The sequence below is a fragment of the Paenibacillus campinasensis genome (assembly GCF_002272015.1).
Classification (GTDB): Bacteria; Bacillota; Bacilli; order Paenibacillales; family Paenibacillaceae; genus Paenibacillus_AQ; species Paenibacillus_AQ campinasensis.
Genome location: NZ_NPBY01000032.1, coordinates 1 through 20,405 on the forward strand (window position 1 = coordinate 1; position 20,405 = coordinate 20,405).

18 protein-coding genes are annotated in these 20,405 nt (G+C 54.0%); 2 read left to right on the top strand and 16 right to left on the bottom strand.

Features of this window, described 5'->3' with window-relative positions:
- Positions 1-2: 2 nt before the first annotated feature.
- The 6 genes from CHH67_RS10735 to CHH67_RS10760 form a co-directional block, all read right to left on the bottom strand.
- The gene (locus tag CHH67_RS10735) at positions 3-374 is read right to left on the bottom strand and encodes an iron chaperone (protein WP_095265179.1); all 372 of its coding nucleotides are present in this window, start codon (positions 372-374) and stop codon (positions 3-5) included.
- Positions 375-462: 88 nt separating this feature from the next.
- On the bottom strand, positions 463-645 hold the full coding sequence (locus tag CHH67_RS27175) for a DUF1963 domain-containing protein (protein WP_341037398.1): 183 nt from the start codon (positions 643-645) through the stop codon (positions 463-465).
- Between the two features lie 148 nt (positions 646-793).
- Positions 794-1,222 (bottom strand): L-fucose mutarotase, encoded by a 429-nt coding sequence (gene fucU / locus CHH67_RS10745; RefSeq protein WP_095265180.1) that lies wholly within the window; start codon positions 1,220-1,222, stop codon positions 794-796.
- A 46-nt stretch (positions 1,223-1,268) separates the two neighbouring features.
- Positions 1,269-2,927 carry a rhamnulokinase gene (locus CHH67_RS10750; RefSeq protein ID WP_342351953.1) on the bottom strand — a complete coding sequence of 553 codons (1,659 nt, stop codon included), beginning with the start codon at positions 2,925-2,927 and terminating at the stop codon, positions 1,269-1,271.
- Between the two features lie 22 nt (positions 2,928-2,949).
- Positions 2,950-3,618, bottom strand: a complete 669-nt coding sequence (locus CHH67_RS10755) for a class II aldolase/adducin family protein (RefSeq protein ID WP_095265181.1) — start codon at positions 3,616-3,618, stop codon at positions 2,950-2,952.
- A 152-nt stretch (positions 3,619-3,770) separates the two neighbouring features.
- The gene (locus CHH67_RS10760; RefSeq protein WP_095265182.1) at positions 3,771-5,561 is read right to left on the bottom strand and encodes an L-fucose isomerase; all 1,791 of its coding nucleotides are present in this window, start codon (positions 5,559-5,561) and stop codon (positions 3,771-3,773) included.
- Between the two features lie 216 nt (positions 5,562-5,777).
- On the opposite strand from CHH67_RS10760, the gene CHH67_RS10765 reads away from it, so the two are divergent.
- On the top strand, positions 5,778-6,638 hold the full coding sequence (locus CHH67_RS10765; protein WP_342351954.1) for an AraC family transcriptional regulator: 861 nt from the start codon (positions 5,778-5,780) through the stop codon (positions 6,636-6,638).
- A gap of 252 nt (positions 6,639-6,890) precedes the next feature.
- On the opposite strand, the gene CHH67_RS10770 is transcribed toward CHH67_RS10765, so the two are convergent.
- The 3 genes from CHH67_RS10770 to hxlA all read right to left on the bottom strand — a co-directional run bounded on the left by CHH67_RS10770 (position 6,891) and on the right by hxlA (position 8,575).
- Positions 6,891-7,310: a winged helix-turn-helix transcriptional regulator gene (locus CHH67_RS10770; RefSeq protein WP_095265183.1), complete on the bottom strand. Its 420-nt coding sequence runs from the start codon at positions 7,308-7,310 to the stop codon at positions 6,891-6,893.
- A gap of 62 nt (positions 7,311-7,372) precedes the next feature.
- Positions 7,373-7,936 carry a 6-phospho-3-hexuloisomerase gene (gene hxlB, locus CHH67_RS10775; RefSeq protein WP_095265184.1) on the bottom strand — a complete coding sequence of 188 codons (564 nt, stop codon included), beginning with the start codon at positions 7,934-7,936 and terminating at the stop codon, positions 7,373-7,375.
- A 6-nt stretch (positions 7,937-7,942) separates the two neighbouring features.
- The gene (gene hxlA, locus CHH67_RS10780) at positions 7,943-8,575 is read right to left on the bottom strand and encodes a 3-hexulose-6-phosphate synthase (RefSeq protein WP_095265185.1); all 633 of its coding nucleotides are present in this window, start codon (positions 8,573-8,575) and stop codon (positions 7,943-7,945) included.
- A 534-nt stretch (positions 8,576-9,109) separates the two neighbouring features.
- Here hxlA and CHH67_RS10785 point away from each other — a divergent pair.
- Complete coding sequence (locus tag CHH67_RS10785; protein ID WP_095265186.1) at positions 9,110-12,001, top strand: carbohydrate-binding protein; 2,892 nt, start codon at positions 9,110-9,112, stop codon at positions 11,999-12,001.
- A 93-nt stretch (positions 12,002-12,094) separates the two neighbouring features.
- Here CHH67_RS10785 and CHH67_RS10790 read toward each other — a convergent pair whose 3' ends face one another.
- The 7 genes from CHH67_RS10790 to CHH67_RS10820 all read right to left on the bottom strand — a co-directional run bounded on the left by CHH67_RS10790 (position 12,095) and on the right by CHH67_RS10820 (position 20,325).
- A complete protein-coding gene (locus tag CHH67_RS10790; protein WP_095265187.1) occupies positions 12,095-13,501 on the bottom strand; it encodes an ABC transporter substrate-binding protein in 1,407 nt (468 codons plus the stop codon).
- 188 nt (positions 13,502-13,689) lie between these two features.
- A complete protein-coding gene (locus CHH67_RS10795) occupies positions 13,690-14,565 on the bottom strand; it encodes a carbohydrate ABC transporter permease (protein ID WP_095265188.1) in 876 nt (291 codons plus the stop codon).
- Positions 14,562-15,485 (bottom strand): carbohydrate ABC transporter permease, encoded by a 924-nt coding sequence (locus tag CHH67_RS10800; protein ID WP_095265189.1) that lies wholly within the window; start codon positions 15,483-15,485, stop codon positions 14,562-14,564. Before CHH67_RS10800 ends, CHH67_RS10795 begins: the two co-directional genes overlap by 4 nt.
- A gap of 106 nt (positions 15,486-15,591) precedes the next feature.
- Entirely contained in the window at positions 15,592-16,920 is a 1,329-nt protein-coding gene (locus CHH67_RS10805; protein WP_095265190.1) for a response regulator transcription factor, read from the bottom strand.
- A 17-nt stretch (positions 16,921-16,937) separates the two neighbouring features.
- Positions 16,938-18,737, bottom strand: coding sequence for a sensor histidine kinase (locus CHH67_RS10810; RefSeq protein ID WP_244908150.1), 1,800 nt, complete (start codon positions 18,735-18,737; stop codon positions 16,938-16,940).
- Positions 18,738-19,070: 333 nt separating this feature from the next.
- Positions 19,071-19,421, bottom strand: coding sequence for an alpha/beta fold hydrolase (locus CHH67_RS10815; protein WP_095265191.1), 351 nt, complete (start codon positions 19,419-19,421; stop codon positions 19,071-19,073).
- 40 nt (positions 19,422-19,461) lie between these two features.
- The gene (locus tag CHH67_RS10820; protein WP_176475420.1) at positions 19,462-20,325 is read right to left on the bottom strand and encodes a helix-turn-helix transcriptional regulator; all 864 of its coding nucleotides are present in this window, start codon (positions 20,323-20,325) and stop codon (positions 19,462-19,464) included.
- Between the last annotated feature and the right edge of the window lie 80 nt (positions 20,326-20,405).

The following is a 20,405-nucleotide window of genomic DNA, read 5'->3' on the forward strand; positions in this document are numbered from 1 at the left end:
GTTTATTTCCGCCAGAATGTTGAGCAGTCCGCCTTATCCATAATATTGAACTCGATCATTTTCTCAAGCAGCGTGAAGTCCACCTCACCCTTCCACGGGAAACGCACCAATTCCTTGGTGTGACTATAACCTGCCTGTACAATGTCATCATAGAACCGATCGATCGTTACTCTTTCCGGAGCCACAGCCATATGCTGCTTGGATACGCTGAAACCAATGATGTACGTGCCGTGATCGGTGAACATCGGCTGATTCCATGCAATTTTCGGCTCTAATTGCGGAAACTTATGAGTTACCCATTTCAAGACCTCTTCTGTTCGTTCACGGTGATCCGGATGATCGATCCCTTTTAAATATTCCGCAAAAACCTCCATGCCGCTCCTCCTATCAGGAAAATATACGAGTGCTTCATCGTATTGAATACTTGGATTATAACCGCATTGTAAGTAAAGAATCAAAATTTTAGGTGCACTGCATTTCACATACGACCCGGTCAAAACACAGGCTTGCAAGATCATCCTCATGAATCCAAAAATAGATTCGGCCTGCATCCCCCCCACGAGACCCCTGTCTTGTCTTTTTCCGAATCGATTTGTAGCAGCAACGATAGCACGTACGTTCCCTTTCGAAATCTATAAAAACCAATAATTTACTACACCCATAATAAAAAAGAGAACGCCCGCTGGACGTCCTCCGACTTCATATCAACTTCACTTCAACTTCAGCAAACATTCAGTCACGTCAAATGAACCGTGAACCGTCTGTATGCGATAACGCGACACATCCAAGGGGTTTAAACGACCACGCCCTTTTTTAAAATAAGGTTGGCATACAGCGCGGTTTCCCCGGTGGCTACGATAGCGTAGGCGTTTTTTGCCCGTTCATAGAAAGCAAACCGCTCGACCGTCTCAAACAGGTCGCTCCCCGGATGGTGATCCCGCACAATGTCGCGGTAACGATCCCAGATCGGCGTCTCCACATTGTCTCCCGGCATGACGGCCATCAGAGATACAGGCCGCTCGACATAGGAGTCGAGCGGGAACAGCGGCAGAATGGCGGCCAGCAACTCCGGAACGCCATGACCATCGCAGCGAACGAGCCGCTGCGCATGGCTGGCTGCCGGGAAGTTGCCATCCGCGATCACAATCTCGTCGGCATGCCCCATCTCCATCAATAGTTTGATCAGCTCCGGCGAGATCAACGGCGATATTCCTTTAAGCATGCGTTTCCTCCTCTTTCACAGGTTGGATTAACCTCGGCTCCGCACTCTAACCGGCACCACTGCGAATGTCCGACTCGATGAGCCGCAGATATCGCGTGTAGCCTGCTTCCCACACCGCACGACGCTCGGCTTCATCCGGCTCATAGATATGCTGCGGGAACGAAGCCTTCACCAGCTCCTGCCCCTCCCGCATATCGTTGATATGGCCGGACGTTCGGAGCTGGACAAGCACATTGCCGATCGCGCTTGCTTCGACCGGCCCCGCCCAGACCGGGCGGCCGATGACATTCGCCGTCAAGGCGCACAGCAGTTCATTCTGAATGCCGCCGCCAACCATGTGCAGTCCGGCGAACTTTGAGCCTGTCAGCATCTCGGCCTGTTCCAGCACTTGCCGGTACCGGAAGGCCAGGCTTTCCAGGATGCAGCGCACCATGCTGCCGACTGAGTCCGGCTCAAGCTGGCCGTTATCCCGGCAGTAGCTTCGAATTTCCTCCGGCATATCCGGAGGGTTCATAAACCGCAGCGCATCCGGATCAATGAGCGTGCGCAGCGGTTCGGCCGCTTCTGCAAGTTCAATGAGCTCGGCATAGGTGAAGCTGCAGCCGTCCTGCTCCCACTTGCGCTTGCACTCCTGCAAAATCCACAAGCCCATAATATTTTTAAGCAAATGATAATTGCCGTCCACACCGCCTTCATTCGAGAATTGATGCTCGAATACCGATGACGTCAGCAAGGGCGCGGGCATCTGCGTGCCGAGCAGCGACCAGGTGCCGCTGACCAGATAGGCGAAGGAAGCTGAGGATGCCGGCACAGCCGCCGCGGCTGACTCCGTATCATGCGAAGCGACGGCAACGACGTTCATCGGCGGCACTCCCAGCTCCGCACACACCTCTGACGTCAATGATCCGATGACCGTTCCCGGTGATACCGGCTCCAGGAACATGTCGCTGCGCAGCCCCAGCTCCTCCAGCAGCTGAACGTTCCAACCGCCTCTTCCCGGGTCATATAGCCCGGTCGTTGTTGCCATTGAAAATTCACAGCAGCGCTTGCCAGTTAGAAAATAATTCATTAAATCCGGCGTGAGCAGCAAGGTGTCGGCAACGTCCAGCTTGGGGGAAGCGGCCTTTTTCATAGCATACAGCTGATAGATCGTATTAAACGGCATGAACTGCAGCCCGCTCTCGCGAAACAGACGCTCCGATCCGACCAGGGCGGACACCTCCTCCACCACCCCTTCGGTTTGCCGGTCGCGATAATGGTACGGGATGCCCAGCAGTTCGCCGTTACGGTCCAGCAGCCCGAAATCGACGCCCCAGGTATCGATGGCACAGCTTTGCGGCTCATAGCCTGCCTGAAACGCTTTGCGAATCCCGTTCTTAATCTCCTGCAGCAGCATCGGGGTATCCCAGTGCAAATGGCGGCCGATCTGAACCGGATGGTTCGGAAACCGATGAATCTCCGTGATCCGGAGTTTGCGCACAGCTTCCTCCGCCAATCCGCTTGACTGCAAGTGCATCTCTTCACCGGCCTGGTCAAGCAGGACCGCCGCGTCCTGGTCACGCTCCGTGCCATTGCGCCCGCCTTCTCCTGGCCCGTCTGTCGTCCAAGGGGGCTCCTCGACAATCTCGCCGATGATGGCGCGTCCGCTGCCGGCACCTAAATCAAACGCCAACACGCAAGGAATCCGTCGTTCATTCACGGTCATGGACAACCTCACGCCCCTTCCGTCATTTCATTTTTTGCAGCAGCTGGATTCGGTAGTCTTCACTCTCCAGCGCGGCAATCTCAGCCACTTCCTCATCGGTCAGCGGCACCGGTGTCCCGGCCGCCCGGGCACTTAAATAAATTTTTGCGCTCTCCTCCACAACCTGGGTCCGGTAAAAGGCCTCCCGCAAATTGCGTCCGGTAGTTACCAGGCCGTGATTTCCGAGCAGAATCGAGCATGCCTCATTGACTTTCGCAGCCACCGCATCGGCCAACAGATCGGTGGTCGGCACGAGGTAAGGAATGAACGCCGTCCGTCCGACCAGCGCGGCCTGATCCGGAAACATGATCGGAAGCTCCTGCTCAATCAGTGTAAAGGCGATGCAATGCGGCGGGTGCGTATGCACCATGGCCCCCATGTCCGGCTTCTTGCGGTATCCGTACAGATGCATCAGCACCTCCGACGAGGGACGCAGCCCGGTCTCGGTCACTTCCCCTGTCGGAATATCCACTTCGATCCACTGCTCCGGCTCAATCTCCTCCAGCGCGAAGCCGCTTGGCGACAAATACATTTTGTCACCAGCCCGCGCGCTGATATTGCCACCCGGGCCTACGACGAGACCGCCCTCCACAATTTTACGAGCGTATTTACACAACTCCTGGCGCACCTCTCTGGCATTATCGTTGCTCATGGTTTGCGATTCTCCTTTATTGCTTTTTTTGATCCTTGCCTGCCATCACTATGCCAACCGGTTACCGACCGCAGTGCATCACCACTGTGGCAGCCTGCATCCTAGGCCGACACGGTCATGGGCCGTCACTGGCCGTCAGCCGGCGGCGGGCGTTATCGATACAGCGGCCCGAACGTCTCGCAGGCGCGGAAATCGGCGCTTTCCGCTTCCTCGGTACCGAAGAGCCCCCATGCCCGCGGGCGGAAAATGCTCTCTTTCGGCACATTGTGCATACTCACCGGAATGCGCAGTATCGATGCCAGCGTAATCAGATCGGCACCGATATGCCCATAGCTGATCACACCGTGGTTCGCCCCCCAATGATCCATCACGCTGTAGACGCTCGTGAATGCGCCGCTGCCAGTCAGGTTCGGAGCGAACCAGGTCGATGGCCAGGTCGGGTCCGTCCGCTTATCCAGCGTGTCATGCACATGCTCCGGCAGATCCACCGAGTAGCCCTCGGCAATCTGCAGCACCGGACCCAGGCCCTTCACCAGATTCAGCCGAGCCATCGTCATCGGCATGCCGCCCCGGGTCAGATAGTCGGTTGAGAAGCCGCCGCCGCGAAAATATTCAACCGAAGCCGGACGCCACTGCGTCGCTTTCAGCATCCGCTCGACCTCATCATCGCTGATTTCCCAGTGCGGCTTGATGACAGGCGCCCCGTCTTTCGTCTGTTCGCCTGTGCCGTCCAGCGCGGCTGAGCCCGAATTGATCAGATGCAGAATGCCGTTGGCTGCACGCCCCTCCAGCTTGTAGCCAGCCACCCGCTCTACGGACGCTGGGCTCCAGTATGTGCGCACATCCGCGAATATCTGCGCCGTATTCGTCAACAGGTAGCCGAACAGCATGCCAACCCCATTCAGACTGTCATTCTCGGTTGCTACAATATAAGGCGCCCTTGTCCCGTTCCAGTCGAAGGACGAATTAAGAAGCGTTTCCATAAAGTCGCCGTTTGGAAAATGGTCCGTCCACTGCCGCTGCCCCTGGAAGCCGGAAGCGATCGCATGATGGCCCTGCGCCTCTTCCTCAAAGCCCAGCTCGGCCAACCGCGGGTTGCCGATCATCAGGTCGCGCGCGATCAGCGTCATTTTCACCACCGTCTCCCATTCCTTGTTCTTGCGCTCCCTGGACGTCTGCAGGTCTTCCGGATTGTTGTCCGGTCCTTCCTGGCAATTCCGCTTCACCCATTCGAAAGCCAGCTTGTACTCTTCCGGATCGTAGATCTCCTCGTTAATCCGCCGTGTGAATTCGCTCATGTCCACATATTCGTTGCGCATGCCAAGATATTCCTGGAAGAAGGAATCATTGACCATCGAGCCCGCAATCCCCATCGATACAGAACCCATCGACAGATAGGCCTGATCGCGCATCATCGCTGCCGCCAGACCGCCCCGGGCGAAGCGAAGCAGCTTCTCCTGCACATCCTCCGGAATCCGGTCATCGCCCTCATCCTGAACATCCTCCCCGTAAATGCCGAATGCCGGCAGCCCTTTCTGCGCATGGGCAGACAATACCGCCGCCAGGTACACCGCTCCCGGACGTCCGGTTCCGTTAAAGCCCCAGACCGCTTTCGGAATTACCGGATCGGTATCCATCGTCTCTGTGCCGTAACACCAGCACGGCGTCACCGTAATCGACAGGCCGACCTCGGCCTGCTTGAATTTTTTGGCCGCGGCAGCCGCCTCTGCCACTCCCCCGATACATGTATCCGCAATCACGCATTCAACCGGCTCACCGTTCGGATAGCGCAGCTGCTCGCTCAGCAGTCGCGCCACCGCCTTCGCCAGATTCATCGTCTGCTCCTCCAGCGATTCGCGGACCCCTCTTCTTCTGCCGTCAATGGTCGGGCGAATGCCGATTTTCGGAAATCCGTTTCTCCATCTGTAACCGTTTTCAACCATGCCTGTCCTGCCTCCTTGGCTATTGGAATATGCCCTTATTCTAATTGGAGGAAGCGTGGGGCGAGAACCTACTATATTGCCTTTTTCCAAACCCAAAACAACAAAAAAGTGAACCCCGTGCCTTCGCTTAGTGTGTGACGAAGCCGCGGGCTCTCTTCCTTTTTCCATCGGTTTCAAATTGAGCTATAATAGAGGTATCTATTTGCCGGGGGAGGAATGCAAGGCGTGCCCAAAATCGAAATTCCGCATCGCAAAAGCGATCGCTTCCGGTTCAAGAAGAGACCGGAGCTGTTATTTGCAGGCCAGGTTGTGGATGAATGCCGCTTCTACGCCCCGCCGCAAATTCACGATTATTGCGAAATTATATACATTGTAGAGGGCACCGGGACATTCCGGATCGGAGGCAAGTCATATGAGGTGCGGCCCGGCGATGTGGCTGTCTACAATGCCGGTGTCCCGCATGAGGAATTTTCCAGCAGTTCCGAGCCGTTCAAGCTCATCTACTGCGGTGTAAGCCATGTGCATATCGAGGGGGTGCCGCTCGGGCATCTGCTTCCCGCCTCCGTGGAGCCGGTCGTTCCATGCGAGAAATACGCCTACAAGGTGGAGAGCTATCTGTCCGAGATCCTTCAGGAATGCGATTCCCAGGTGCTCGGCTACGAAACGCTCAGCAGCAACCTGCTCATGTCGCTGATCACGCTGCTGTACCGGATCATTGACGTCAAGCACCCGTTTGACCCGCTAAAGGACAAGAATGAAATTACGGTCCGCACCAAACAGTTCATTGATAAAAACTACACCCGCAGCATTACGCTGAAAGAGATTGCCGACACGCTGTACGTGAGCCAGCACTACCTGTCCCATCTGTTCAAAAAGGAGCTCGGCGACTCGCCCGTGAACTATTTAATCAAGCGCCGGATTGAAGAGGCTAAGCGCCTGCTTCGGGACAGTGATGCACCCATTCATGAAATCGCTTTCCGGGTTGGATACGGCAATGACAAGTATTTTTCCATGCTGTTCAAAAAAGTAACCGGCCAATCGCCCAGCGCCTACCGGGATTCAGAGAAACCGAAGTAACGTGCGCCCCGGCTATCTCACTCCCCGGCTATATGGCAATCACGCGCCTTTATGTCCGAACAAGGATATCCCATCATTAAATAAGCCCCCGGCATAAAATCCGGAGGCTTGAACCCGTTGCATGGTGTATGTCTATCGCACAGCGATTGTGCAGCAAGTCGTACCTTGTTATGATTCGATCTGGTATAAACTAATGGCTCTATTCTGAATCTATCTATCGAAGGTGCCTAGGCTTGTCTTAGTCAGATACGGCTATTCAGCCACTGCTTGCCCGGTTTTCACAGATTGTTCGTCGGCTGCATCCAGAGGCATATCTCCGTCTTTCCAGATCACCTTCTGGCCGTAATCCTTGCCCCAGTCATACATGAGCTTGAGGATCGGCATCAGACTCTCGCCGTAAGGTGTGAGCGAATACTCCACTCTTGGCGGGACCTCGGGATACACGACGCGGTGTACCAGCTGATCTTCCTCCAGCTCGCGCAGCTGATTGGTCAGCATTTTCTGTGTGATATGCGGAATGAGCCGATTCAGCTCACCGAATCGTTTAACGCCGCCCAGACCGAGATGCCACAGGATGATCAGTTTCCATTTACCGCCGATGACCGCAAGGGTTAACTCCTTATGGCAGTTTATTTCTTTCAGATTGATGCGCTGCTTGACTTCATTTGCCATAATGCTTCACCCCTTTACTCTATAGTATACAACGGTCAGGGCAATAACTTCAAAAAACAGATCTACTCCAGATTGGCGTGCAGCCCGAACATGCGGTCCGATTGCTGGTCGCTCTTCTCCATCAGCCTCAGGATGGCTGCATCCAGCACCACCAGCATCGTCTGCTCGAATAGGGAAGCCATCGGCTGGACCGTCGTCAGGAAATCCTGCTGCTGATCCTTCGTGGCTCCCGGCAGCTGAACGACGACATCTGCCAGTGCTCCGATGCGAGACTCTGGCTTGATCGTGATTGCGGCCAGACTCGATCCGATCTGCTTGGCCTTCTGGGCCATAGCGACCAGACTTTGCGTTTCACCGGAGCCGGATCCGATGATAAGTAAGTCCCGAGCTCCGATTGCAGGCGTTACCGTATCGCCCACGACATGAACCCGATGTCCCATCTGCATCAGCCGCATGGCAAACGCCCGGATCATCAGCCCGGATCTTCCGCTTCCGGCGACGAACACCGCTTCACTCTTCAATATCCGTTCAATCAGTGCCTCCACCTGGGTGCCGTCGATTTTCTCGACCGATTCTGCGATCTCACTAGCAATAACGGCTGCCTGTTTGAACATGATGGCGCTCATCGATGCTTACGCCTGCTGTACGAGCTGCTTCATTTCCGCAGCTACAGCTTTCATATCGGACTGGCCTGTAATGCCGCCGCCTACGATGACAAGATCCGGCTTTGCTGCAATAACTTCAGGAAGTGTCTCGAGCTTGATGCCCCCGGCAACAGCGGTTTTTGCCTGCTGAACCACCCGATTGATCGTAGCCAATTCCTCGAAGGAATTCTTGCCTTCTGCCTGGTGGTCGTAGCCGGAATGCACGCAGATGTAGTCGACTCCGAAACCGTCAATCTCCCGCGCTCTTTCCTCCATGTTCTTCACATTGATCATATCCACCATCACTTGTTTGCCTTGTTTGCGGGCTTCCGCAACAGCGCCTTTAATGGTGGCGTCGTCCGATACACCAAGCACCGTAATAATGTCTGCGCCCGCTTCGGATGCTTTCATTACCTCGTAACCGCCGGCATCCATAACTTTCAGGTCAGCAAGCACGCGCAGATGCGGGAATGCTTCCTTGATCGCTTTAACCGCATGAAGCCCCTCATTGATGACCACCGGCGTTCCGATCTCTACGATGTCGATATGCTCGGCCACTTCGGCCACCACTTGTTTTGCTTCCGGGATATTTACCAAATCGAGTGCCAATTGAAGTTCCATATTATGAATCTCTCCTTATGAGCGTATTGGTGTAGATTACAGCTTTCATTGTAGAGCAGTTACTTTAGAATGCGGAAGTACGTACTTGAAAGTGAGATACTTACGTGGAAGTAAGTATTGGGCAACGACAAGGGCTTTGCCGCCTCGTATTCGAGAATTTCTTGATCCCGGTCCCGCGGCCATTAGTAGCATGCCCAAATTCACACCTGAATGCGCACATAAGAAAAAGACCTTCAATACGAAGGTCTTGTTAGGTTGCCATCATGGCCTCAAGCTTCTTTCCAAACGATTATTGCTCCGATGCCTGCTCATCCATATTAACTTGAAAAATCACGCCGAACTTGTCCCCGCCCGCACTTCGCAGAAACTGCCGCTCCCACATCCCGCTTCATCGTATCTAGCCGATACCCAATTCACTGCTTAATCCTGCACACAATGTCCATAGAATCGCGACTTCATTTATCGTCCAAACCTGCCTATGATCAATATGCAATCCTTTACAAATCCATTAAATAAAGGAGGTTTATGAACAGAATGAGAATTGTGAACAGCCACACACGAATGCTCGCCTTAGTCTGTGCCTTCAGTCTGCTGCTGGGGACGCTGCTCTCTTCCCTCGGCACACCCCGCACCGCCGATGCCGCTGCACTGCAGAATCTCGCTGCAGGCAAACCGGTGACCGCATCGGGCCATGCCGATGTGTACGTGGCAGCTAATGTGACCGATGGCAATCCGGGGACCTATTGGGAAAGCGTCAACCATGCCTTCCCGCAATGGGTGCAGGTGGACCTCGGCAGCCAGACAACTGTCCATCAGGTCGTGCTGAAGCTTCCTCCGGGCTGGGAGACCCGCGCCCAGACGTTGTCCGTTCAAGGCAGCGCCAACGGTTCCAGCTTCACCGACCTCAAGTCATCCGCCAGCTACACCTTTAATCCGGCGGCCGGCAACTCCGTCACCATTGAATGGAGCCCGGTCAGCACGAGATACATTCGAATCCACGTAACCGCCAACACGGGCTGGCCCGCAGCACAGCTGTCAGAGCTTGAGGTATACGGCCAATCCGAAGTGGTCACCTGGCCGATTCCGGGCAAGATTGAAGCCGAAGGCTACAGTGCCATGCACGGCATCCAGACTGAGCCGACATCCGACATCGGCGGCGGTCTGAACGTTGGCTGGATTGATGTCGGCGACTGGCTCGAATACAATGTTCATGTTCAGAGCGCCGGCACGTATGCTGTAGATTATCGAGTGGCCAGCAATGCCTCCACCGGACAGATCCAGCTGCGTTCCGGCACCACGACGCTGGCCACGACGGCGGTCCCGAATACCGGCGGCTGGCAGAATTGGCAGACGGTCACCGACTATGTCACGCTGAGCGCGGGTCAGCAAACGCTCCGTCTATATGCCAGCGGGCATGATTTCAACATCAACTGGGTACAGTTTGCCCCTGACAATGCCGACCGTATACCTCCTACAGCCCCGTCCAATCTGACCTATACGGAGCCGGCGCCAGACACGATTCGCCTCGCATGGGGAGCCTCCACCGATAATGTGGGCGTCACCGGATACGACATTTATGCCAATGGCCTGCTTCGCGGCAGTGTGAGCGGATCGACCCTCACCTATACTGATCAACAGCCTAAGAACGCCACCGTAAGCTACTATGTCGTTGCCAAGGATGCCATCGGCAATACTTCCCCGCCCAGCAACACCGTCACCCGATACGGTTCAGGCGGCAATGATAGCGGTCGGGGCGCGAACATGCCGTTCACCATCCTTGAAGCCGAAGCACCTTCGAACAGAACGAACGGCACACGGCTTACACCGAACTATATCCTCGGCGATTTTGCCGGCGAAGCCTCCGGCCGTTCCGCCGTATATCTGGACCGCAACGGCCAGTATGTCGAGTTCACGCTGACCGCACCCGCCAACGCGCTCGTCCTGCGTAACGCCGTTGCCGAGAATACAACCGGAACGATCAGCCTGTACGTCGACGATGTGGATAAAGGCAACTTTACCGTTACCTCCAAATTTTCTTACGTGTATGCAACACCGACCACGCTCGACCGGCTCGGCTACGACAATGCCGGCTCCAAAGCCTACTGGCTGTATGAGGACAGTCAGCTTATGCTGGATCAGGTATATCCGGCCGGAACCAAGATTCGAATCCAAAAGGACGCCGGCGATGTGCCATGGATTTATGTCGATATGATCGAAACCGAGAATGTCGCGCCGCCGGCATCCAACCCGAACCCCAACCTGTATGTCCAGGTATCCAACACGAAATCGATCGAGCAGGCGCTTAATGAATTCCGGCAGGATCCTTCGAAGAAAGGCATCTTCATTCCCGCCGGCGAATGGACCTTATCGTCCAAGATCCATCTGTACGGCCGGGCAACGGAAATTATCGGCGCCGGGCCATGGCATACGAAGCTCGTCGCTCCGCAAAACCAGACGAATACCGATATCGGCTTCAACATCGGACAGGAAGCAAACGGCTCAACGATCCGGGATCTGTCGGCTTGGGGCAATTATGTCTACAGACAGGACGGTCCCGGGAAATTTATCGACGGAAACGGCATGCGAAACGTGACCGTTGATAACGTGTGGGCTGAGCATTTTGTCTGTCTCTACTGGGGCGTGAACTCTTCATACAACACGTTTACGAACAACCGGATCAAGAACATGTTTGCAGACGGCATCAACATGACCAACGGTTCATCCTACAATGTCATCGACAACAACTATGCCCGCGGAACAGGCGATGACGCGTTTGCTTTGTTCAGCGCCATTGATGCAGGCGGCTCTTACAATGTCGGCAACAAATATACCAATCTGACGGCCACCAATGTGAGACGCGCAGCCGCATTTGCGGTATATGGCGGTCAAGGCAACCTGTTCCAGAATCTGTACGGTGCCGATACGCTGACATATCCGGGCTTAACGATCAGCAGCTTGAGCTTTGGCTATAACACGCTCGGCTTTGGCGATCAGGACACCGTCATCGATGGCGTCACCCTGGACCGCACAGGCGGCGATTTCTGGACCAGCGTCGGTGCAGATGACAAAATCAATGATTATCAGAACTTCGGAGCGATCTGGCTGTTTGCCGGTGACCGAAGCTTCCGAAATATTGTGGTGAAAAATGTAGATATCAACAACCCGGTCTACTTCGGTTTGATGTTCCAGACCAAATCACCGGAGAATCTGCCGATGGAGAACGTTCGCCTTGAGAATATCAATATCCATCATGCGCCTCGCTACGGCATCAAGCTGGTGGTCAGCGCAGAAGCAGGTCAAGGCCCTGTCGTCGGAGAAGCAAGCTTCACCAATGTCCGAGTGAACAACCCGGGAATCACCGCCATATACGGGGAAGACAGAACCCCGAACTTCCGCGTGATCCGGGTGTCCGGCAACAACTGGTAGACGACAGCCCGCTCCATTTCCTCATCGATAGTACAACGGAAGAAGCTCCGCGAGATCCTTGGGATCCGCGGAGCTTCCTGCATCCTAACAACGTTATGGCGCTTCAATCTTGTCAAAAAATCTCGTCTGCACCGTCTTGGCCGCTTCATCCAGCTGGGACTTGGAATCCGTCCCTTCCTTCGAGAAGGATTCCTGCACTACGTTGGCCATGACGCCGTAGTAATCCTGCGTTCCGTACTGGGCCTCCGGCTTGCCGTCGATCAGGCTCAGCATCCGCTCATCATAACGATACACATTGTCGTATTTATCGTAAATCGCATTCAGCTTCTGGGCATACTCGGAATCATCGCTGAAATAGTTCAGCGGTGCCGGGACATAATACTTGCCGTTGCTCTTCCGTTCCTGAATATTCGCCTCCAGCGCCTCCAGCCCTTTATCCGTGAAATAATCAAAGGTGATGTACCGGAACGCCATTTCCTGCTCTTCCTTCGTTGCATTCGGGTTGATAACCAAGTAATTGCCTCCCAGAATGCCGATATGCTTCCCGCCCTTTTCGTAGGCCGGCATCGGATAGGCGATGACATTCTCCGGCTTAAGACCGCCCTGGTTCAGCGCAGAGTCGATAATATCCGATGCACCGGCGATCACCATCGCGGTCCGTCCCTGCTGAAACGCATTGATGGCATCGCTCCAGCCTAGCGCCCAGTCCTGCGGAATCGCATTAGCTTCCCAGCGCAGCTTCTTGTAGAAGTCCAGCGCTTTTACTCCCGCCTCGGAATTGAAGATGGCCGTATATTTGCCATTCTCGATCTCCTGGATTTCCCCGCCGGCCTCAAACAGGAAGTTCGTCCAGTTCCATCCGGCCTCGTTACCCTTGCCCATCGGAGCAATGCCCGAGATGCCTTTCTTCGGATCTGCTGCGCCCTTGGCGGTATTGTACATATCGTCCCACGTCCAGTCCATGTCCGGCAGCGGAATCTGCTTCTCGTCTAACAAGCCTTTGTTGATCACCGTTGAGGTTACATAGCCGTTTTGCGTAATGCCATACACCTTGCCGTCCACGATAAACTGGCTTTGCAGCAGCGAGTTCATCTCATCCTTGTATTCCCAGCTGTTGTACAGCTCGCTGATGTCAGCCACCCAGCCATGCTCCACCAGCATTTGTGCTTCGGTTGCAAATGTGTTGTAGAAGGTCGGCGCTTCATTCGAAGCCATTTTAATGCCGATTTCGTTGACATTATACTGCCAGTCGTCCTTCACAATCGTCACATTCGGATACATCTCGGTGAAACGCTTGATTTTGTCATCTTCCTGTGCCCTGGCCTCCTTCTGATCCGGCAGCGGATAATGGATTTTGATCGTAATTTTGCTCTGCGAGCCGTCATCCGGGCCTGCCGCTTCCCCGCCTGGATTGTCCTCTGTCGCTCCATTGCCGCTGCAGGCAGCCAGAACGGCAGCCAGCAGCATCAAACTGAGCAGCAGCATTGAATACTTGCGCATGAAAACTCCCCTTTTCCCTTCAGAATGGTTGTTGCTTCTTTCTCATCATAAAAGAGCTCGCTCCTTCGAACGATGTGTTATCATATTCCCTTCATGTGCAGGCCTACGATGTTGCCTCCATGACCGAATTCCCGCCTGCACGCGGGCCTCCCGGATATTCAGCGCGCCCTTGCCCTGATCACCTCGACCTATCCTTTTACCGCTGCCAGGCTGACACTGCGCATAATGAAGCGCTGAAACACGAGAAAGACGAGGATCGGCGGCACCATCACCATGAACAGAATCGTGAACTTGATGTTGTTGTCCATGCTGCGGGCATTGATCACATATTTATAGATCGCGGTGGCGAGCGTGTATTTCGATTCACTGTGCAGCACGAGCGACGGCCAGAACCAGTCATTCCAGGCATTTGAGAATATAAAGATCGCCAGCGTAGCGAAGATCGGAATGGACAGCGGTACGGCGATCCGGATGTAGCTGTTCATCTCCGAGGCTCCGTCGATCCGCGCCGCCTCGAAGATTTCCGGGTGAATCCCGTCGAAGAAATTTTTCATCAGCAAAAAGAAGTAGGCATTCGCCCCCGCTGGCAGCCAGAATGCCCAGAACGTATTCAGCAGCCCCAAATCCTTCAAATTAACAAAATTCGGAATCATATAGCTGGAAGCCGGGATAAACAAAGTCATCAGAATGAAGAAATAAATCCCGCGGTGAAATGGCACTTTCAGGCGCGAGATGCTGAAAGACGCAAGCCCGAGCACAAATATGGTCATCACCAGATTTCCGACAAATACATACAGCGTGTTTTTCAGAAACATCGGCAGCTGAATGTAGGCCCAGCCTTCCTTGAAGTTGCTCCAATTCCACGTCTGCGGCAAAAACCGCGGCGGAAAGGTGTTGACCTCCTGATTCGTCTTCAGTCCGTTAAATGCGGTCATCAGGATCGGATACAGCATCGTCACAATCATGACAACAATACACAGCACCATGAAGCCGTAGACAACCTTGTTCCACGGTTTCTGCAGATCGGCATCCGAGAGAATGCCCCGTTCATAAGGTTTGCTCAAGCTCCATCATCCCCCTTGTTCAGCTTGTACTGGATGATCCCGACCAGGCTTAATACGGCAAACATGAGCATGCCCATGGCAGTCGCTGTTCCGTAATCCAGACGTGTGAAGGCGTATTTCACAATCAGCAGCGCATACGTCAGCGTGGCATTGTTCGGTCCGCCATCCAGCAAGGCCAGCTGGGACTGGTAGGCCTGTGAAGTGCTGATGACCTGGAGAATGAACATCAATGCAATCAGCGTTCGCATCGAAGGAAGCGTGATATACCGGATCCGGTTCCACACCCCTGCACCATCAATCTCCGCGGCCTCATACCAATCCTTCGGTATGCTCAAGACGCCGGCGAGATAGATCAGCATCGCTGAGCCGAACTGCTGCCACGTCTCCATGAACACAATCGCAATCATCGACCATCGGCTGTCGGATATAAAGGACACCGGATCCGCGCCAAATGTGATCAATAGCCCGTTGATCGGACCGACCGGATCATACATCCATCTCCACATGCCGTACAGCACGACGCCCGGCACAACGAAAGGCAAATAGGCGGCGATGCGCGCAAAGCCCTGGAAATAGCGCAGCTCGGAGATGGCGATCGAAGCCACGATCGGCACCCAGAAGCCGATGATCACCGTGAGCAGCATGTAATAAAGCGTGTTCTTGACCGCCGTCCACACGTCCGGGTCCTGAAATACGCGCGCATAGTTATCGACACCCACAAACGTATTGCCGTTCACAAAGTCGATGCTGTAGAAGCTGTACAGCGCCCCTTTGGCGATCGGCACCCATAGAAACAGAATAAAAATGATGACCGCCGGCAGCAGAAACAAATATCCCCACAGATGTTTTCTGAATCGGCCTCTCGGCTTGCCGGACCGCTTCTGCAAGACGGGCTGCAGCGCCGTTTCTGGCTCCCCCATTGTTCTCCCTCATTTCATGTTGGTATGCAATCAACATCATTGTAGAGAAGAGAGAAAGGGCGGAACATGTCTAGTTCTATGAGAATGATGGTTGATCTTACTCCCCTTATTTTTTCAAGTCGCTTGGGCTGACCCCGTAATATTTTTTGAAGATTTTGCTGAAATGCTCCGGCGATTCATATCCGACCCGCTCGGCAATCTCATACCGGCGCAGATCGGTGTGAAGGAGCAGCGACCGGCTCTCTTCCATGCGCAGCTTCACCACGTATTCCCACAGGTTGGAGCCGGTTATTTTCTTGAACAGATAGCTTAAATAATTCGGGCTGACATGATTTCGCTTGGCCACTTCATGTATGGTAAGCCCCTTTTGATGGTAATGCTCATCGATGTAGCGTTTGACCTGCTCCACGATCTGGTTGCTCTGGGTAGAGAGCTCATCGGCATCCGGGTCGCGCTCGTAGTTATGCCAGCTGAAATCGCCGTAATAGAATACATGGTAATCCTTGTGCTCCCGGCTCCACAGCATCGCTTTATCCGCTTGCCGGCTCAATACGTTCAGGAACGAGAGCCCCTTCAAGATTTGGCTGATGCCGACCGTGCACGATAGCGTTAAATACTTGACGATATGGTGATGCATGCTTCTGCCGATCATCTCCAGCTGATGAATTCGCCCGGCCTGCAGCTCGGCGTATTCCTCCTCGCTCCACTGGACGATCACATGGATGTCCCGGTTCCGGCCGTAGAAGACATCGGCATGCCATTGCTGATCCAGCAGCTCCTTGACGATGTTCAAGGCCGCATATTGCAGCAGCCGGGCATCCTGCTCCGAATAGCGTGCATCCTCCGCTTCGCTTAAAGCTAGGCGGATTTTGATCACCGAGAAATACGGGCCTTTCAAGCCCAGATGTTCATAATACGCGGTCTTCGGGTGAGGCTCATCCAATCGATCCACAGGCTCCTCCAGCAATTGGTTGAGCGGCTCGCTGTATGCTGGCCCAGGCTCCTCCATCCGAAAGTCCTCATGCCCGGCGGACAGCACCTCTTCCGTTCGAGGCAGCGGCTTATCCATCTTCAGCAGCACACTCCGGACCGAGTCAAGAAACTGCTCGCTGTTCAGCGGCTTGATCAGATAGTCTTTGGCGCCGAGCCGGATCGCCATCTGGGCATATTGAAACGTCTCATGGGCGGAGATAATGATCGCCTGCACCCAAGGCTTTGCCATTTTCGCCTGATGCATCAGTTCAATCCCGGATAGCTCGCCCATCTGGATGTCGGTAATCAGCAGATCGACATCTTCCATACGAATATAATCCAGCGCCTCTTCCCCGCTGGCAGCCGTCATAATCTGACCGATGCCAAGTCCGGATGCTCGCAGCAGCCCGGCCAGCCCTCTGCAAATGAGCGGCTCATCATCCACGACTAAAATGTTGTACATCGCTATCGTCTCCTCCTTTAATCGCTCTGGCGAATCACCCGCAGCCTCACCGTCACCATCGTGCCTCCTCCAGGCCGCTTGGCATACGTGAGCCCGTATTCCGGGCCATAATGAAGCTGCAGCCGCTGATGAATATTGCGAATGCCATAACCCGATGACGGATTCGGCGATTCATCGTTCAGCACCTTGGCAATCGCCTCGTAATCCACCGTTTTAAATCCGTTGTCGGATATGCGAACATACAGCGCTCCTTGTTTCTCCTCGGCGCTGATCCGGATTTCCCCGTCCTCGCCCATATTTTTAATGCCATGGATAATGGCGTTCTCTATTAATGGCTGAAGCGTAATTTTCGGAATCATCACATCGAGCAGCGCAGCGGGAATGTCCGACTCCACGCGGAAGGTGTAATCATGCCGGTTCTGCTGCAGCTTGATATAGGCTGTCGCATGCTGAAGCTCCTCCTCCAGCGTAATCAGCTCGCGGCCGCGGCTCAGACTGATTTTCATCAGTTTCGACAGATCCTTGATCATTGCCGCCGAGGCAGTGTTCCCTTCCATTACGCTTTTCCAGTAAATGCTCTCCAGTGTGTTGTACAGCAAATGCGGGTTGATCTGCTGGTATAATAGCGCGAGCTGGGTCTCCTTCTGTTTAAGCTCCATCAAATATTGATCACGAATCAGATCATTCAGCCTTCGCGCCATATCATAGGTGGTGGAGATGAGCACACTCACCTCGTCGCTGCGCTTTCGGCTTGGGGGTTCAGGCACGATGCTTCCCGGCTCGTAGCGGCGCACGAAATGGACCAGCTTCTGCAGCGGGGCCATCAGGGAGCGCCAGAAATACAGAATGATGATCAGCCCAACCACAAAATAAGCGACCGAGATCAGAAGAATGACCTGCTTCATCTCATCCTGCTGCTGCAGCAGCGCCTTGACCGGCACCTTGTACACGAGCTTCTGCTGAAGCACGTAGTTGTAATCGGCAACATAGATGAAATCCTTCGTGATCGCATCCTTCACGCCGATCGCAGAGCTGCCCGGATCCAGCTCCGGCGGCAGCGCAAGATAACCTTCCTCCCCGGGCACGGTCGATGTGAGGATCAAATTGTTCCAATCGGTAAAATATAGCTCTCCTTCCGGCAATGATACCGTTTTCAAAGATTCCTCGATTTTCGCCTCGACATTCGAGACGGCCAGTACGCCGATCGTGCCGTCTTTATAAATATTGTTGACTGCCCGAAGATACAGCAGCGCATTCGTTTCCTCCGGTGCCTGGACCGACGGGGAGTAATAATCAGTGAGCCTCAAGTACCCTTTTCCCTTGCGGGCCACTGCCTCATCGAACCATTCCGGCTTTTGCAACTCATCGGAAAAGAAATATACACCCGATTTCAACGGATCGGGATAATACGGGGCAAAAAAATACGCATTATCCGGGTCATACACGTAAAGCGAGTAGTACAGCGGTTCCCTTTCATCCGATTCCTGGGAGTATGTATTCAGCATCACTTCGATTTTCTCATAATGTTTGACCCGGGTTAGAACATCTTCCTCCCCGATCGTGCTGAGCTGTTGTATGAACTCGTTCTGCACCACGGTGGAAGTTACTTTGTTAATCGTCTCAATGTCCCTGCTGATCAGCTTGAAGTTCTGCTGGTTCAGCTCGATGTAGGCATTGGTCACATGACGCTTCAATATTTGCCCGGCCGTACTGTTGCCATAGCTGTTTAGAATGAACAGCGGAATGACAAGCACAAGAAACAGCAGGACGAGCTGCTGCTTGACATTCATTTGGGTTAACGGGTTTCGAAACTTCATTCGCCACCTCCGGCTTATTTTCAATATATCAGTTCCTAAATAAGCCCTATATGTGCATTTCTACGATGATTATGAGCATTTCCACACACTGCTGCAGTGCGATCACCCCATCCTGCACCTCCTGATGACCCGCATATCGGTTCATTCATTAGCTTCATTCTACTTCCTCCGGCGTTTTTTGCCAAAACGGCGATTTGATCCCTTAGCTCATCGGCAAACAGCACCCTGCTCCGCGGATCAAGATCCCTTCTGCATCTTCACTGCATGCGAAAAAGCCGCGATTCCTCGCGGCTGACATGAATCTGCGTACCGCCTGCAGCGGTGAAGCTGGAGTTATGCATCGGTTACAGTTCCTTCACCGTCCATAAAGCGAATGATCCTCTCCACATATAAATCCATGTCGGTGATCAGGCTAAGATGACCGCCTTGCCTGATTTCCAGATGAGCGGCTCCATGATACCGCAATACTACCGCCAATACTCCGGCTGCAATCTGATCCATCGAGGCGGCTTCCCCATAGTAAAATGATATGACCGTATACCGCTGTGCAAGCTCAAGCATATGCAGGAAAAAAGCTTCTCCGTTGCCAATCGCGCCAGGCAGCAATATCAAGGCAGGTTCATGGCTTCCACCGATATGGTAGCTGATTCGAATGCCACTGTGCACGAACGTTGATTTGCACAAGTTCTCGCAATGAGCCGCAATCCTATTCTCCGCCCTGATGCTATTCTTCCTCCATCAATTGCCGCAACTTCGCCTCTGTATTCGTATCCGGCGCAGGGGTGTAAATGCTGCAGCGCAGGTCAGCATCGCCATATACTTTCAGCGAGGTCAGCTCATACACCATCTTCCCGGCCTTGGCATGCCGAAATTCCAGATGCACTTCCGGCGCATAGCTGACCTGGCTTTGTTCCCACATCTGCTTGAAATCCGGGTGCTGCCGCTTCATTTCCTCCAAAAAATGATCATACCACTCATCATCCACATATTGACCGTAATACGTGCGAAACATTGCCAGAAAACCGCTGGCAAACTGCTCCCAGTTCACAGCCAGCCGCCGAAACTCCCGGCGTGTGAACAGCAACCGAATGATGTTCCGCTCTTCCGGCGGGATCTGGTCAAAATCGAGGAACACTATCGAGGCCGCGCGGTTCCAGCCTACAATATTACACATTCGGTCCGAAATCATGACCGGACAGAGCCTCAGCTCACTCATAATTTTTTGCAGGGACGGACTGAGCTGGACCTCGCCCTGACGAACGGGGTAAGCAGCGCCGCTGTCCCCGCTGTCCATGGCCAGCGAATACAGATAACGCCGCTCATCGGCATTGAGCTGCAGCGCCTTGGCTACATTGTCCAGCACCGATGACGATACCTGGATGTCACGGCCTTGCTCCAGCCAGGTATACCAGGTGGTGCTCACTCCAGCCAGCTGAGCAACCTCCTCCCGGCGCAGTCCCGGCGTTCGCCGCCGCGCACCGGGAGGGAGCCCGGCTGCTTCTGGCGAGATTTTCGCCCGCTGCCCTTTAAGAAAGTCTGACAATGCCTGTCTTCGAATTAACATATGACGACGCGTTGGGGACTCCATGCGCGCACCTCCCTTTAGTACCTGGATTAACCCTTTAGATGGATTAACCCTTTAGTACCTGGATTTAGTACCAAGCCTAA